The organism is Curtobacterium sp. MCLR17_032 (assembly GCF_003234795.2).
In the GTDB taxonomy this organism is placed as follows: Bacteria; Actinomycetota; Actinomycetes; order Actinomycetales; family Microbacteriaceae; genus Curtobacterium.
This window is the reverse complement of sequence record NZ_CP126268.1, coordinates 2,848,113-2,863,157: the sequence shown is the minus strand read 5'-3', so window position 1 is coordinate 2,863,157 and position 15,045 is coordinate 2,848,113. Positions and strand designations below refer to the sequence as shown.

The window sequence follows — 15,045 nt, the reverse complement described above, 5'->3', positions numbered from 1 at the left end:
GCGGGGGTGCAGCGCCTGATGCGCCACACCCGTGACGCGATGGCCTCGCCGAACCGCACCGCCCGCAGCGCCGTGGTCACCGGCCGCCTGCTCGGCATCGCGTTCCTGGTCTGCTTCCTGACCGGCGTCTACAGCCACCTGCTGCAGGAGCCCCTCGGCTGGATGCGCTTCCCGACCCGGCCCGTGCAGCTCTACCAGTTCACACAGGGCCTGCACATCACGGCGGGCATCGCGATCATCCCGCTGCTGCTCGCGAAGCTCAACGTCGTGATGCCGGCGCTGGTGCAGACCCCGCCGGTCCGGAGCGTCCTGCACCTGCTCGAGCGTGCGTCGATCGCGGTGTTCGTGGCGTCGGCACTCGTGCAGGTCGTCACCGGTCTGCTCAACACCTACCAGTGGTACCCGTGGCCGTTCCCGTTCAAGCAGGTGCACAACGCGCTGGCGTACGTGCTGATCGGGTCGCTGCTCATCCACATCGGCACGAAGCTGCAGATCATCGCGCGGTACTGGCGGAAGCGCGACTCCTTCGACGCGCAGGGCCGCTTCGTCGCCAACCCGACGGTGGGCAGCGAGTTGCCGGATCCGAACCAGCACGATCCGAACGACCCGGCCGGACAGGAGGCCCGTCCCGGCTCCGCCTCGCCCTCCGGCGGGTTCGTCGGTCGCCTCCACCGCTGGATCGACGGCACTCCCGCCCCCGGTCCGGTCGCACCGGCGACCGACACCGTCCCGGTGACGCGGATCGCGGCGTCCGCCGACGGCCGCCGTCAGCGCGTCGCCCGCCGCGGGTTCATCGCCGGCGTCACCGCGGCCACCGCGGGCGTCGTCGCCCTGACGGTCGGACAGTCCTCGGCTGTCGGCGAACCGTTCAACGTCTTCGGTCCCCGCAAGCGGCACCTCGGCCAGAACGGACTGCCGGTGAACCGCACCGCCCGCGCCGCCGGTGTCCTCGCCACCGCGACCGCCGCCGACTGGGCGCTCACGGTCGCCGGCCCCTCGGTCAGCCGGACGTTCTCACGTGCCGAGCTGATCGCCCTCGGCCAGACCGAGGCGCGGCTGCCGATCTCCTGCGTCGAGGGCTGGAGCCAGATGGCCACGTGGAAGGGGGTCCGGATGCGCGACCTGCTCGCCGCGGTGCAGGTCGACCCGGACGTGCACGTCCGGGTGACGAGCCTGGAGCGGCACGGCGGCTACCGGATCATGGAGATGGGGCCGGAGTACACCGCCGACCCGACGACCCTGATCGCCCTCGAGCTCAACGGCGAGAAGCTCGACCTGGAACACGGGTTCCCAGCCCGGATCATCGCGCCCGGCCGTCCGGGTGTGCTGCAGACGAAGTGGATCGAACGGATCGAGGTCATCGCATGAGCGCCGTCGTCGTCGACAACCGGGTCCGCACGGCCCGCATCGTGCTGGTCGTCCTGGGCGTGCTGGTCCTGGCGTTCGGCGCCTGGGTCCTCGTGACCACCGTCCGGCCGAACCGGATCGGTGGGCTGGCGACCTGGCTCCTCGGCGCCGTCGTGCTGCACGACGCGATCCTGTCCCCGTTCGTCCTGGCCGTCGGCATGGGGCTCCGGCGGGCCGGCCGGGCCCTCCGCACGTGGGTGCTCGTCGTGGTGCAGGCGGCCGTCGTCCTCGGTAGCGTCCTGGCCCTGGTGGTGCTGCCGGAGATCGCGGCGAAGGCACACGGCACGAAGAACGACACCGTGTTGCCGTTCGACTACACGACGCGGTTGCTCGTGGTCGAGGGGGTCCTGGTGGCCGTCGTGGTGATCGCCCTGGCGGTGGGCGCGGTCACGGCTCGGCGTCGGTCGGACCAACCTGTGGTTGCAGGGACAACCTCTCCCTAGGATGAGGGCATGACCGACGACACCCCCTGGCTCTCCCGTGAGCAGCTCCGGGCGTGGATGGGGTTCGTCGCCGTCATGGAACTCCTGCCGGCAGCGCTCGACCACCAGCTGCAGCGCGACGCCGACCTGACGATGTTCGACTACATGGTCATCGCGATGCTGTCCGAGACCGAGCTCCACACGCTCCGGATGTCGGTCCTGGCCTCGGCGACGAACGCCTCGTTGCCTCGGTTGTCGCACGTCGTGTCCCGGCTCGAGAAGCGCGGGCTCGTCGCCCGGTGCCCCTCGACCGAGGACCGCCGTGCCACTGACGTCCGGCTCACCGACGCCGGCTTCGACCACATCGTCGCCGCGGCGCCCGGCCACGTCCGGACCGCCCGGCGCCTGGTCATCGACGCGCTGTCGGACGAGCAGGTCGCGGAACTCGACGGGATCTCCCGCGTGCTCCTCAGCCGCGTCGACCCCGAGGGCCGCTTCGCCGCGGTGGCGAACATCCCCGACGACGAGCCGACGGTGTGCGAGGCCCGGCTGACCGGCACCGCCGACGACGCCTTCCCGGACGTGGTCGACGGCGTGACCTACCGGCCGGCCACCCGGGAGGACCTGCCCCTGCTGCGCCGTGCGAGCCTCGACGCGATGAACTGGTCGGCCGAGCGGTTCACCGACGCCGACCTCGACCGGCCCGAGTTCGCGCACTACTTCGTCGCCTTCGACCCGGACCGGACCACGGACGAACCGGACCGGAGCGCGGACGACCCGACCGACCGTCGCCCCGCCGACCTGGGCGTCGTGGCCTCCGACCCCGACGGGCCGCTCGGCGTCGCCTGGGCCGTGCACCTGCCCGCGAGCGACCCGGGCTACGGCTTCGTCGCCGAGGACGTCCCCGAGCTCACCCTCGCCGTCGACGCCCGAGCGCGCGGCCGTGGTGTCGGCTCGGCCCTGCTCGCCCGGCTCGTCGCCGCCGGCCGGAGCGCGGGCTGGCCGGGGATCAGCCTGAGCGTCGAGGACGGCAACACCGGTGCCCGGATCCTCTACGAACGCGTAGGCTTCCGCACGGTCGGGCGCAACGGCGACTCCGACACCCTGCAGCTGCTGTACTGACCGCCGCTAGGCTCCCCGGTATGAGCCATGCCGCCGACCAGCCCGCCGAGACCTACAGCTACCTCGGACCGGCCGGCACCTTCACCGAGGCGGCCCTCAAGCTCGTCGAGGCCGCCGTCGGCAAGCCCTGGCGGAGCGTCAACAACGTCGGCGAAGCACTCGACGACGTCGTCACCGGACGCTCGGTCGGCGCGGTCATCGCGATCGAGAACAGCGTCGACGGCGGGGTCAGCGCCACGCAGGACGCCCTGGCCCGGATCCCCGGCGTGCGGATCGTGGGGGAGTACCTGGTCCCCGTCGACTTCGTCCTCGTCGCCCGACCCGGCACCGCGCTCGCCGACGTCCGCACCGTCAACGCCCACCCCGTCGCCTACGCGCAGACGCACCGGTGGCTCGAGGCGAACGTCCCCGGGCACGGGCACATCCCGGCCTCGTCGAACGTCGCCGCGGCCGCGGAACTGCTCGCGGAGCACTCGGTCGCAGACGCGGCCGTCGCCCCGCCCGGCATCACCGACCACTACGACCTGGCGGTGCTCGCGGACTCCATCGGCGAGAACGCCAGCGCCGTGACCCGGTTCGTGCTCGTTTCGAAGACGCTCGCGCTGCCGGAGCGCACGGGTGCGGACAAGACCAGCGTCGTCGTCGAACTGCCGAACGAACACCCCGGCGCCCTGGTCGACATGCTCGAGCAGTTCGCCACCCGGGGCATCAACATGGGCCTGCTGTCGTCGCGGCCGATCGGTGACGAACTCGGTCGGTACCGGTTCGTCATCGACCTCGACGGCCACGTGCGGGACGAACGGGTCGCGGACGCGCTGCTCGGACTGCGGCGCTTCAGCCCGCGTGTGACGTTCCTCGGGTCGTACCCCCGGGCGGACGGTGTCCGCTCCGAGGTGTCGCCGCGCTACTCCGACCAGGCGTTCGTCGAGGCGCGTGACTGGCTGCGCGCGATCGTGAGCGGCGAGCCGGACGCGAGCTGAGCCTCCCGGCCCGTTCCGCCGGAACGGAACAGTCCGCGGTCCGGCGCGTCGTCAGCGGCGGCGGGTCGCCCGCGTCTGGTCTTCCGGGCCCGCGACACGGACGGTCAACCCGCCCGGGTCGATGCGCGCACGGAACGCCACGACCTCGCCCACGGGGTCGCCGTCGATCTCGAACTCGTCCGGACGCTCCAGGCGGGCCGTGAACTCCTCGCCGCGCAGGTAGCGCAACGGACGCTCCTCACGCGCCTTCGTGACGATGCGCTTGCCGATCTCGGTGTTGCCGAGCGCCGAGCGGCGGACGGAGCGGAGGATCGCGTTCTCCCACAGCATCCGGGCGGCGATCCGGACCCAGCCGAAGAAGCCCCGGGGACGCATCACGACGATGTCGAACACGCCGTCGTCGATCTCGGCATCGGGCAGCAGCGTCGCGCCGGCCTGCAGCATGCCGCAGTTGCCGACGATCAGGGAGTGCGCGCGGACCGACCGGTTGGACTCACCGTCCAGGCGGTACCGGAACTCGAACGCGCTGGCGTCCCGCAGCGAGCGGACCAGCGAGTCGACGTAGGCGAGCCAGCCGACCTTCTTCTTCAGGTCGTCGTTCGTGTTCGCGAGCATCCGGGCGTCGAGGCCCAGGCCGGCCATCACGAGGAAGCCGAACTGCTCGCGCGAACCGTCCTCCCGCTCGACCCCGACGGTGCCGAAGTCGATCGGTCGGTCCTCGCCGTGGAAGATCGTGTGCGCGCTCGCACCCAGGTCGTCGATGGGCGCCGGGATGTTGCGGGCGAGCAGGTTGCCGGTGCCGCTCGGCAGCAGCGCGAGGGCCGCGTCGGAGCCGTGCACGACCTCGGCGACCGCACGGACCGTGCCGTCGCCGCCCGCAGCGGCGATCACGTCGACGCCGGCGTCGAGGGCCTCGCGGGCCATGCCGCCGCCTGGGTCTTCCTCGCTCGTGGCGTACCACTTGGTCTCGGCCCAGCCGGCTTCGCGCTGGTACCGGTTCACGGTGCGCTTCAGCGTCGGCAGGTGGACCTTGACGGGGTTGTAGATGACTGCGGCGGTGCGCTGCTCCGTTGCGGGGGCGTCCTCCGGCACAGCGGTGGCATCCGAGGGCGTCGACATGCGATCAACGCTACCGAACAGGTGCTGCGCGGTCCGGAACGCGGCCACGAGACGGACGGGAGGCGCGGATCGGCCGTGCCACGGGCCTCCCGTCCGGTGGTTCACCGGCTGGTCATCCGTGGCTGGGTAAGCTGGGCCGGTGATCGACCCCCAGCTGTTGCGCGACGAACCGGACCTCATCAAGGCCTCGCAGGCGGCGCGCGGCGCCTCCGTCGACGTCGTCGACCAGGCCGTCGCAGCCGACTCCGCCCGACGGGCGGCCATCACCGCGTTCGAGGCGCTCCGCGCCGAGCAGAACGCGTTCGGCAAGACCGTCGCCAAGGCGCCGAAGGACGAGAAGGCCGCTCTCGTGCAGCAGGCCCAGGCGCTCTCCGCGAAGGTGAAGGAGGCGCAGGCCACCGTCACCGCGGCCGAGGACACCTTCAACACCGTCGTCCGCTCGATCCCGAACGTCGTCATGCCCGACGTGCCCGCCGGGGGCGAGGACGACTTCGTCACCCTCCGCACCGTCGGCACCAAGCCGGAGTTCTCGTTCGAGCCGAAGGACCACGCCGACCTCGGTGAGTCCCTGGGCATCATCGACATCGCCCGCGGTGTCAAGGTCTCCGGCTCGCGCTTCTACTTCCTGCGCGGGATGGGTGCCCGACTCGAGATCGCGCTGATGTCGCTCGGCCTCGACCGTGCCGTCGCGCACGGGTTCGAGCCGCTCATCACGCCGACGCTCGTGCGCCCCGAGACGATGGCCGGCACCGGCTTCCTCGGCGAGCACGCGGCCGAGGTCTACCGCCTCGAAGCCGACGACCTGTACCTGACCGGCACCAGCGAGGTCGCCCTCGCCGGGTACCACGCCGACGAGATCCTGCAGTTCCCGGACGGCGACGACCAGGCCCTCCGCTACGCCGGCTGGTCCACCTGCTACCGCCGCGAAGCCGGGTCCGCGGGTCGCGACAACCGCGGCATCCTCCGCGTGCACCAGTTCAACAAGCTCGAGATGTTCGCCTACGTCCACCCGGACCAGGCCGACGCCGAGCACCAGCGGCTGATGTCCTACCAGGAGTCGATGCTGCAGGACCTCGGGCTGCACTACCGCGTCATCGAGACCGCGGCCGGCGACCTCGGCACGAGCGCTGCGCGCAAGTACGACCTCGAAGCATGGGTGCCGACGCAGGGCACCTACCGCGAGCTCACCTCGACGTCGAACTGCACGACCTTCCAGGCCCGTCGCCTCGACATCCGGTACCGCACCGAGAGCGGCAAGACCGCCCCGGTCGCCACGCTCAACGGCACCCTCGCCACCACCCGCTGGCTCGTCGCGATCCTCGAGACCCACCAGCAGGAGGACGGCTCCGTCGTCATCCCCGAGGTGCTCCGTCCGTACCTCGGCGGCGTCGAGGTGATCGAGCCCCGATGAGCTCCTCACGCGGATTCGTCGACGGTTCCGAGGCGTCGGGCTCGGGCCTCGCTGCGGCTTCGGGGTCGGCCGAAGCCGCGGTGCCCGCGCGCGTCAAGCGCTGGCTCGTCGCCCTCGACATCGACGGCACCACCATGCGCGAGGACGGGGTCGTCACCGACACCGTCATCCAGGCGCTCCTCGACACCGAAGCCGCCGGGCACGAGGTCATGCTCTCCACCGGTCGCAGCGAGGGCATGACCGTCCCGCTGCTCGAACGGCTCGGCATCCAGCCGAAGTACCTGGTCTGCGCCAACGGTGCACTGACCCTGAAGCGCACCGAGTCCGGCGCGTACGAGCGGGTGCACGTCGAGACGTTCGACCCGACCGAGGTCTTGCAGACGATCCGCGGCGCCCTCGAGAACGGGGCCTACGGGGTCGAGGACGAGACCGGGCACTACCTGCTCTCCGGCGACTTCCCCGACGACACGATGACGGCGTCCGGCGACCACGTCGAGTTCGAGCGCCTGCTCGGTGTCCAGGCCACCCGTGTCGTCGTGATCTCCCCGGAGCACGGCCTCGAGGAGTTCCTGGACATCGTCGACAAGATGGGGCTGCACAAGGTCTCGTACACGGTCGGTTGGACCGCGTGGCTCGACATCGCACCCGAAGGGGTCACCAAGGCGACGGCCATGGAGCGCGTCCGTGAGTGGCTCGACATCCCGCGCTCCCGCGTCTTCGCGGCCGGTGACGGACGCAACGACATCGACATGCTGCGGTGGGCCTCTACCTCGGGTCGCGGGGTCGTCATGGGGCAGGCGCCCGACGACGTCGTGGACGCGGGCAACGAGCTGACGGGCGGCGTCACGGACGACGGGCTCGCGGCGGCACTGGACACGTTGCCGCGCTGACGGCTGTTCCGGCTGACGGGCGCTGGCTGCGCGCGGGCCGGGAGGCTCGGTAGACTGCTCGGGACCCGGTCACGTCTCGCCACGTGGTCGGGTCACGGAGGGTTGTCCGAGTGGCCGATGGAGCCTGTCTTGAAAACAGGTGGGCAGAGATGTCTCGTGGGTTCGAATCCCACACCCTCCGCGTAGGAACCCCTGATCAGCAGGTGGTTAGTGGGATCAACCACACTGGATGCCACGGCTTTCTGCCACCAGGACGCAGATGTCCGCCGAACGCACGTGTGGCAGCGTGGCAGCGGACGGTCGCGAAAGTGACCGTTTGGTCGTACTATGTCACTATGACCGATACTCACAACCCTCGTCAGCTGCGCACGAAGGCTGTCCGCAGTTCCGCCACTGAGTACGACGCGAAGGTCGCGCCGGCTGACTTCGACGAGTGGTTCTCTCGCCTCCGAATGCCCGACCGTGAAGCACGAGCATCTGCCTATGAGGAGGGGTACGCGGATGGCCTCCGACGCGAAGCTGAAGGCGAAGACGGCCCCCGTTTCGTCAACCCATACCGCGAGGGAGCGTTGGAGCGTTGAGCGTGACACTAGCGCCCGCGGACGCAGCATTCATCTGGACCTTGGCGGTCATCGCCACCGCCTACGTCATCGGGGTGATTTTTCGGTCTTGGGCAGATCGTGCAAGGTACAAGCACCGTGCCGCGAACTACCGCGCTGAGGCAGAACTGCTCCGGGCCAAGCGTGAAGTGATGGGGCGCAACCTCACGGAAGACGAGGCTGACGTATGACCGCCCCCACCCCGGAGCAGATGCGTGCGCTGGCGACCGCAGTGGTCGGGGTCTCGCCGCTCGACGAGGAGTTCGAAGAGGCGGCGTCTGCTCTCCGTGCTGCCGCTGACGAGTTGGACCGACTGCGGAAGGAAACAGTGCCGCGCGTTTGGTTCCACGCGGAGATGGCGCGCCTGAAAGATGCGCTTGTCCAGCGAGACCGCCTGCGTTCCGTGATCGCCGCACGCCCCCACGATGATCTCTGCGAAGTGTGGGCGATCAGCGGCGGTACCAGCGACGTGGGCTGCACCTGCTGGAAAGCGGACGCGCTGTGAGTCAAGGTAGTGACATGAATGATGACAATGACTTCCAGCCGAAGCACTCGTGGCTGGGTGCTGCTGAAGATGCTGCCCTGCGGGACGCTGCAGCGATGCACACCCGGCTTCCTCGGAGTTCTCAAGGTGATTGGACGTCGATTGAGACACTGATCCGCATTGCGTTCAGCCGCGGCGTTAACACCCAGAAGTACGGGCCGGAGCGGATGCTCGATGCGCACGGCGACTGGAAGCGGGAGTAGTGGTTCGTCGCTGGCTGTCTCGCGCCCACTTGGCATGGCGTCGCGGCTGGATCGAAGCGGCACGAGCCAAGCAGCGCCGGGATGAAGCGCGAGCACGGCTCGAACGATGGAAGGCTGACGAAAGGTGATCTGCGCAAGGCGTCCGACGTACCCAGGAGAGTTCGAGTGGCTGCACTACATCACATGCGGTGCTCTCGAGTGTGACTGCCCGTCGTGCGACCGGAGAGGGGACTGATGACCCACGCCGCTAGTCTCCGCATCCGCCCGACCAGCAAGGGCGTCTCCTACGACGTCCGCTACCGACTCGACGGGGCGTCTAAGACCCTCGCATTCGGCGATGAGGCGCGTGCCCGTGAGTGGGCCGGTCTGGTCCGTCAGCACGGCCCTGAGTTCGCCCTGACGTGGGTGAAGCGCGACGTCGGGCCGACGACGCCGACCGTGGCCGAGTACGCGGACACGTACATCGCGTCGAAGTCGGGTGTGGAAGGGAAGACGCTCGACCACTACCGGATGTTCATGCGACGGTCGATCGGCCCGTGGATGGGTCACCTGCCGCTGAACATGGTGACCCCGGAAGTCATCGCGGGGTGGATCAACGAACAGGCCGCGCCGACCCGTGAGGTCGACGGGAAGCTGCCCCGACCGCTCGGCGCGAAGACGATCAAGAACCGCCACGGGTTCCTCTACGCCATGTTCCAGCACGCCGTGCAGCGTGGTGTCGTCGACCGGAACCCCTGCGAGGGCACCAACATGCCCGCGTCCGAGTCGCGGGAGATGACGTTCCTGTCCGGCGACGAGTACACCCGGCTGCTGTCCTTCATCCCGCCGTACTGGCAGCCGCTCGTGCAGACCCTCGCCGGCACCGGCATGCGCTGGTCCGAAGCGACCGCGCTACGCCCCGGCGACTTCGACCTCGAGGCAGGCGTCGTCCGCGTGTCCCGAGCATGGAAGGACAGCATCGCGAAGGGCCGCTACCTGGGCGCACCGAAGACCAGCCGGTCCAAGCGCACGATCTCCCTGCCACCCGGACTGATCACCCTCCTGCGGCCGCTCGTCGAGCAGCGCGGGGAGCTCGTGTTCACCAACCGGCACGGCAACGCCATCCTGCAGCAGACGTTCCACAAGGAGGTTTGGGCACCCGCACGGAACCTCGCCAACGGACGGCCGGCATTCGACATCGTGAAGGACCACAAGCCGCACTGGGTCCCGAACCGGGGCGGTCACGAGTGGCATCAGGAGCCCGCCTCGGTGGGGGACCGGATCCATAAGGAGCCCCGCATCCACGACCTCCGGCACACGCATGCATCATGGTTGATCAACGGTGGCACACCCCTGCCGGTCATCCAGCGGCGGCTCGGCCACGAGTCGATCACCACCACTGTCGACCGCTACGGCCACCTGTCGCCCGACAACCTGACAGCCGCGGCGCTGGCGGTGCAGGTGGCGATGGCTGGTGCGCTGCCCGAGATCGAGTCGTGACTATCCACCCACGCGAAGGGGGTTGCCACTGTCGGTAGTCGAACGTATGTTCGAACGCATCACAAGGACTCGAGAGAGGATCAGCAAGTGGGGACCCTGGACCAAGCACACGACCAAGGCGTCATCATCGGCATCGCAGCCGAACGCGCCGGCATGACACTGAGTGACCACGACAACCCAAGCGTCACGGAACTCGCATGGGAAGCACGGCGACTCGGAGTCAGCATGTGCACCCTGTTCGACGCAGTGGACACCGCAGTCAGCTGCTGAGCCACACGAAGAAGCCCCCCGGCCTAACCAGCCGGGGGGCTTCTTTCGTTGGGGGAGGGCGCTACTCGCCGACCGTCGCCTCAACCCGGGTGATGATCTCCTGCGCGTCGATGCCGAGCGCGTCTGCGATGAGGATCAGGTGCTTGGCCCGCAGGTCCCGCTCGCCGTCGAAGAGGCGGAACAGGGTGCGCTTGTTGATGCCGGTCTTCGCGGCGATCTCGTCGAACCCGATCTGCTTGCGTCCACGCTCGGCGCGCAGCTCGGCAGCGAACGCGGCGGTGTAGGGGTCGATCTCAGCAGGGGTCTCGTTGGTCACGATGGACACTATATGGCCCATACTGGACAACGCGCAAGTGAACAGACGGGTCTTTCTGTCCACCTTTTTGTACCCCAAAATGCGGACAAGCCGTGTTGCAAAGTGACCAAACGGTCACTAGAGTTGCCGTATGGACACCGCGACGTGGATCAACGAAGAGATCGGCAAACGCGTCACGTCCTCGATGGAGCAAGCAGGCATCAACAAGATGCAGCTCGCCAACGCTACCGGAATCGCCCGAACAACCCTCACCCGGTCCCTAGCCGGCCGAGGACCCGGATTCCGGATGCTCGAACTCATCGCCATCGGCAAAGTCCTCAACGAGAACTACGCCAACTGGCTCCCCATCCCCTCACTCGAGGCAACGGGATGAGCGACCTCCAGGACATGAACACCGCCGACGAAGCCGCCGAATACCTACGGCTCACACCCGACAGGCTCAAACGCATGGCCCGATCAAAAGAGATCGGCCACATCCGAGCAGGCCGCAACTACATCTTCCCCCGAGACGCAATCGAACTCTGGAAGACCGAACACACCATCGCCCCGCTCCCCACAACCAACCCGTGGGGCGTCAGCGATAGCTCTCTCAGGCGACTCCGCCAGGGCTAACCGCCTCCTCCGCAAACGCGCTGCACGGACAGCGCTGTTTGTAGCGCCCGGAACCGCAGGAATGCCAGTACCGGGACGCGCACGTATCTTCACAACCGAACACAGCGCAGCGATGCAGATATTTGCCCCACCCGTTTTTGCAGGGTGCGGGACGTAGCCGGCGGTCTTGCCGGCTGTAGTACGGCACGAGGGAGCGAACCGGGACAGCAACCGGCGTAGGAGCCCTGCCAGGAACGAGCGTTGCGGCGTGAAGTCCAGCCGGTATATCCCGGCTGGCAGACACAAACTTTGCCTCGACGGGGTATCAGACGAGGGCCGCTGGCTCCGGGTACCGAACTGAGGCAGCCCCTATAACCGGTAACCAAACCCGGTCGTTCGTATTGATGTTAGTTGCGGTAGGGGCACATGAATGAGAACAACATGGAAAACGTCGATCAAAGCAGAAACACCGCCGAGGCCCAGATCGATTGGCGACTTCTTGCGTGGACATCCAGCATTGCAGCACATGCCGCGTGGCGTGCCGGTTATGCGGCAGGCAAGGAGCAGTACGGCGGATTCAGTATCGAACTGGACCGGATGGCTCGTGCAATGTACGAGGCAGCGACACCCGCTGATGCGTTGCCTTGGGAGGCGCTTCGAGATGAACCTGCCGAGCACGTACTTGAAGCTGTCCAGGGCAAGTGGCTCCTGATCGCTCGTTCGGCGCTCGACTACATCGAGAAGCAGGCCGACGCATGACAGCGCAAACCTGCGACGGATGCGGCGCACCCGCAGGGGAAAGCGCTGAGCAGCCCCGCCCGGCCCACTGTGGCAGTTGCCCGCCCGAGGTGTGCGGCGTCTGCGGCGGTATCAACCACATCGCCACCAACCGTATGTGCTCCTGCTGGGTTGACATCGACACGCTCGCCCACGCAGACCTCAAAGCACTCTTCGCGCACGTCGACCTCAGCCTCGGCACCCCAAACCGTTAACACGTCTGCTGGTGCGTTGGGGTGAGGGAATCAGTAAGCGTGGATCGGCGGCCGACAGGCAAGTGACCGACACCCGGGGCTGGCACCGATGACCCGCACTCACCCTCAACCGCGCCCCGGCAGCGCAACTAGGCGGCCGGCTAGTTCACCCGAAGCCTTAGCCGGCCGCTCAACCACATCCACATGCAATCGAAGGGGAAGCACATGGAAACCATGACCTCCACCGCGGGCAGGCACCGTGGTTACATCACGTCGGCGCGTGAAGCCGAAGACCTCGAGCACCTGCGTTTCGTGCTCACCGGCTTGGCGACGCCTGGTGCCGGCCGACACAAGGCGGCGTCGTGATGTCCGCCCACGCGAGACTCGCCGACCCGGTCGAGTCGTCTGCTGCGTTCGATGCGGCTGAGGCACGCATCGTCCTCGAAGCAGTTTGTTGGTTGTACACGCTTGGTCCCGCGTCGGATGAGGCGATGGTGAACCGGTACACGGACCACATGGATGCGCACCCCACCTGGCCGAACTGTGCAGCCGAATCTGTGCGTAAAAGGTGCTCCGATGCGCGCCGACGTGACCGACGCATCCAGAAAGTTGCGACCACCGTATCGAGTTACGGCAAAACGGTCGGCGTCTTCGGTTTCACGGAGGTGTCCTGATGGGTGCGTTCGGACGCAACCAACCTGCCGGTGACCTGTACAGCAAAGTGTTCCCCGGCGAAGCGTACGAACTCACCTTCGACCCCACCGATGAGCAGATCGCAGCAGTTGTTGCACTCGCTGACAGTCGTGGATGCGCCGACCTCGTACCGATGCTGCTGGGACTGCAGGTGACCGCATGAAACGTATCGACGCGGTCGCATTAGTCGCCGCCACATGGGTCGCCGGACTCCTCGTCTGCGGTGCCCTCATCTTCGTTGTACTTGGTATTGGAGGGGAATCATGACCGCAACCGTTGTAACCCACAAACTTCGCGTGAACTGGCCCGGGGATTGGGCTGATTCTGACTGTCTCATTGCCCGAGTGTGTGACGCCGACGCACAGCGCGGTATCGCTTACACAGCGCCAGGCCAGCTTTGGTCGCGTGTCGCTGAGGGCCGCAAGCAGGTGTGGTCATGACCGCCCTCACCTCGAAGGAGATGCGGGTAGTGGCAGATGACCTCCAACGAGGAAACAGTGGTCGCTTCCGCAGCGAGGTAATCGCAGAGGCTGAGACCGCTCTCCGCACCGCCGCCGACCAACTCGAAGCGGTGCAGGAAGCGTACGAGGATTTTGCTCCCTGGTGCGTCGGCTTCTTCGGCCGTAATGAGAAGTGGCCTGATGGCGTGGAACAGCACCTCCGCGACCTGCGCATCGCCCTCACTGCAGACACCACACCCCAGGACGCCCCATGAGAGCCCCCCTGATCCTGCTTGCCGTTGCCGCCGCAGTGTTCATCACCCAACTGCTCCTACCCGCCGCAGTCAACGGAGCCACACTGCTCGCCGCCGTCTGTGCGCTGTGGGGGATGACGGTCATCTGCATTCGGTACGACGAACGGAAGGAAGAACGATGAGCACCAACATTCAGCAGGCCCGCGACGCGCTCGAGAAGTGGCGGGAGCGGGCTACCCAGGGTCCGTGGGCCGTCATCGACGGCGTCTACTCAGACGAAGGCGGCACGTACGACGGCAGCCAGATCGAGGCCGAACACGAGATGGTCGCGATGGACCATCAGGACCTCGATTGCGGTCCGGTCGCACCACTCGGCTATGCCGACGCCCGCCTGATCGTCGGCACCGCGGGCAACCCCGACCTTCTCGAGGCACTAGACGAGGGGTTGCGTCAGTACGGCACGATGCCTGAGCGCTCCGTGCCGACGTTCATCAAGCGCATCGCCGCCGCGATCATCGCCGCCGACAAGCGGATGACGTCGTGAGCGCCGCAACCCTGACGCCCGTCGACGACCCGGAACTGTGGCAGCCGGGTGACGTGAAGGAGATCCCGACCGTCCTCGGGCTGTCCTACTCGTGCACGATCACCCGCGTCCTCCCGTCCGTCATCGAGTTCACCGGACCGACCGGGGCCGGCTGCATCACCCGTGAGCTGTACGCCGAACTGACGGGAGCGACGGCGTGAGCACCTGGATCGGCTGCACATGCGAGTTGTGCTGGGAAGTCATCGGTGCCGCTCGCAACCAGTCCGGCGGCTTCGAGCTCTTTGCGGCCCACCTTGCCGTATGCACGGGAACCACTCGATGATGAGCCCGCTCAGACCCACCCACGGTCCCCTCTGCGGCTGCTCTGTCTGCTGGACCCTCGACGGTCTCGACGATGACCGCGACGGGAAAGCCATCGCCCGGGCAGCCGAATGTTTCTACGACTGCGACTAACACGCAACCAAAGCACCACGCACTTGCACTACGACAGGAGAAGAAGATGACTAACCAAGAGCAGGGCCGGATCGATCAAAGCATCCTCGATGGCGTTGGTGAGCGGCTACTTGAGAGCCAACTTGCCGGGCAGCTGGATGAACATATCGCCAGTTGGGGCCCAGTTACGGCCACGGATGCTCTTGGCCGGATCGAGGCCGAGCGCACGCGCGTACGGAAGTACGACCAAGCACTGATCGCCATCGCTAGCGACCTGCGTATTCGAGCGCTCGGACTTGATGCGGCAACGCAGTAGCAACACGAGGGCCGGCCCACAGCAACGGGCCGACCCTCAGCA

The 15,045-nt window shown here is 67.6% G+C and carries 21 protein-coding genes and 1 tRNA gene; 20 read left to right on the top strand and 2 right to left on the bottom strand.

Translation table 11 applies throughout. The features are described from left to right. Positions 1-6: 6 nt before the first annotated feature. The 4 genes from DEI97_RS13620 to pheA are packed head-to-tail and all read left to right on the top strand — an operon-like array spanning position 7 to position 3,931. The gene (locus DEI97_RS13620; protein WP_258376677.1) at positions 7-1,368 is read left to right on the top strand and encodes a molybdopterin-dependent oxidoreductase; all 1,362 of its coding nucleotides are present in this window, start codon (positions 7-9) and stop codon (positions 1,366-1,368) included. Then, positions 1,365-1,850 (top strand): hypothetical protein, encoded by a 486-nt coding sequence (locus tag DEI97_RS13615; RefSeq protein ID WP_111074542.1) that lies wholly within the window; start codon positions 1,365-1,367, stop codon positions 1,848-1,850. The genes DEI97_RS13620 and DEI97_RS13615 overlap by 4 nt, the downstream gene beginning before the upstream one ends. 9 nt (positions 1,851-1,859) lie before the next feature. Further along, positions 1,860-2,951 (top strand): GNAT family N-acetyltransferase, encoded by a 1,092-nt coding sequence (locus DEI97_RS17750; protein ID WP_349814960.1) that lies wholly within the window; start codon positions 1,860-1,862, stop codon positions 2,949-2,951. A 20-nt stretch (positions 2,952-2,971) separates the two neighbouring features. Continuing rightward, on the top strand, positions 2,972-3,931 hold the full coding sequence (pheA, locus tag DEI97_RS13600) for a prephenate dehydratase (protein ID WP_111074543.1): 960 nt from the start codon (positions 2,972-2,974) through the stop codon (positions 3,929-3,931). 51 nt (positions 3,932-3,982) lie between these two features. Here the strand turns inward: pheA and DEI97_RS13595 are convergent, their stop codons facing one another. Beyond that, positions 3,983-5,050: a diacylglycerol/lipid kinase family protein gene (locus tag DEI97_RS13595; RefSeq protein WP_111074638.1), complete on the bottom strand. Its 1,068-nt coding sequence runs from the start codon at positions 5,048-5,050 to the stop codon at positions 3,983-3,985. A gap of 139 nt (positions 5,051-5,189) precedes the next feature. Here DEI97_RS13595 and serS point away from each other — a divergent pair, with 139 nt between their 5' ends. The 7 genes from serS (at position 5,190) to DEI97_RS13560 (ending at position 10,446) form a co-directional block, all read left to right on the top strand. Then, positions 5,190-6,461, top strand: coding sequence for a serine--tRNA ligase (gene serS / locus DEI97_RS13590; RefSeq protein ID WP_111074544.1), 1,272 nt, complete (start codon positions 5,190-5,192; stop codon positions 6,459-6,461). Beyond that, positions 6,458-7,351, top strand: a complete 894-nt coding sequence (locus tag DEI97_RS13585) for an HAD family hydrolase (protein WP_111074545.1) — start codon at positions 6,458-6,460, stop codon at positions 7,349-7,351. The genes serS and DEI97_RS13585 overlap by 4 nt, the downstream gene beginning before the upstream one ends. Before the next feature lie 96 nt (positions 7,352-7,447). Next, positions 7,448-7,532, top strand: a tRNA-Ser gene (locus tag DEI97_RS13580). 605 nt (positions 7,533-8,137) lie between these two features. Beyond that, positions 8,138-8,455: a hypothetical protein gene (locus tag DEI97_RS13575; RefSeq protein ID WP_111074546.1), complete on the top strand. Its 318-nt coding sequence runs from the start codon at positions 8,138-8,140 to the stop codon at positions 8,453-8,455. Between the two features lie 14 nt (positions 8,456-8,469). Next, positions 8,470-8,697 carry a hypothetical protein gene (locus tag DEI97_RS13570; protein WP_111074547.1) on the top strand — a complete coding sequence of 76 codons (228 nt, stop codon included), beginning with the start codon at positions 8,470-8,472 and terminating at the stop codon, positions 8,695-8,697. Between the two features lie 234 nt (positions 8,698-8,931). Further along, positions 8,932-10,176, top strand: a complete 1,245-nt coding sequence (locus DEI97_RS13565) for a tyrosine-type recombinase/integrase (protein WP_146248106.1) — start codon at positions 8,932-8,934, stop codon at positions 10,174-10,176. Positions 10,177-10,263: 87 nt separating this feature from the next. Then, the gene (locus DEI97_RS13560) at positions 10,264-10,446 is read left to right on the top strand and encodes a hypothetical protein (protein WP_111074548.1); all 183 of its coding nucleotides are present in this window, start codon (positions 10,264-10,266) and stop codon (positions 10,444-10,446) included. Positions 10,447-10,507: 61 nt separating this feature from the next. Here DEI97_RS13560 and DEI97_RS13555 read toward each other — a convergent pair whose 3' ends face one another. After that, positions 10,508-10,762, bottom strand: a complete 255-nt coding sequence (locus DEI97_RS13555; protein ID WP_181439204.1) for a helix-turn-helix domain-containing protein — start codon at positions 10,760-10,762, stop codon at positions 10,508-10,510. A gap of 130 nt (positions 10,763-10,892) precedes the next feature. Here DEI97_RS13555 and DEI97_RS13550 point away from each other — a divergent pair, with 130 nt between their 5' ends. The 9 genes from DEI97_RS13550 (at position 10,893) to DEI97_RS13510 (ending at position 15,003) form a co-directional block, all read left to right on the top strand. Next, complete coding sequence (locus DEI97_RS13550) at positions 10,893-11,135, top strand: helix-turn-helix domain-containing protein (protein ID WP_181439205.1); 243 nt, start codon at positions 10,893-10,895, stop codon at positions 11,133-11,135. Then, a complete protein-coding gene (locus DEI97_RS13545) occupies positions 11,132-11,374 on the top strand; it encodes a helix-turn-helix domain-containing protein (protein ID WP_181439206.1) in 243 nt (80 codons plus the stop codon). Before DEI97_RS13550 ends, DEI97_RS13545 begins: the two co-directional genes overlap by 4 nt. 405 nt (positions 11,375-11,779) lie before the next feature. Continuing rightward, on the top strand, positions 11,780-12,112 hold the full coding sequence (locus DEI97_RS13540) for an alkaline phosphatase family protein (protein ID WP_146248108.1): 333 nt from the start codon (positions 11,780-11,782) through the stop codon (positions 12,110-12,112). A 437-nt stretch (positions 12,113-12,549) separates the two neighbouring features. Beyond that, entirely contained in the window at positions 12,550-12,690 is a 141-nt protein-coding gene (locus DEI97_RS13535; protein ID WP_181439207.1) for a hypothetical protein, read from the top strand. 307 nt (positions 12,691-12,997) lie between these two features. Continuing rightward, positions 12,998-13,180: a hypothetical protein gene (locus DEI97_RS13530; protein ID WP_111074550.1), complete on the top strand. Its 183-nt coding sequence runs from the start codon at positions 12,998-13,000 to the stop codon at positions 13,178-13,180. Between the two features lie 273 nt (positions 13,181-13,453). Then, entirely contained in the window at positions 13,454-13,732 is a 279-nt protein-coding gene (locus DEI97_RS13525) for a hypothetical protein (RefSeq protein ID WP_111074551.1), read from the top strand. Positions 13,733-13,889: 157 nt separating this feature from the next. Further along, complete coding sequence (locus DEI97_RS13520; protein WP_111074552.1) at positions 13,890-14,255, top strand: hypothetical protein; 366 nt, start codon at positions 13,890-13,892, stop codon at positions 14,253-14,255. Continuing rightward, a complete protein-coding gene (locus DEI97_RS13515; RefSeq protein WP_111074553.1) occupies positions 14,252-14,455 on the top strand; it encodes a hypothetical protein in 204 nt (67 codons plus the stop codon). The genes DEI97_RS13520 and DEI97_RS13515 overlap by 4 nt, the downstream gene beginning before the upstream one ends. 299 nt (positions 14,456-14,754) lie before the next feature. After that, entirely contained in the window at positions 14,755-15,003 is a 249-nt protein-coding gene (locus DEI97_RS13510) for a hypothetical protein (RefSeq protein WP_111074554.1), read from the top strand. The last annotated feature ends 42 nt before the right edge of the window (positions 15,004-15,045 follow it).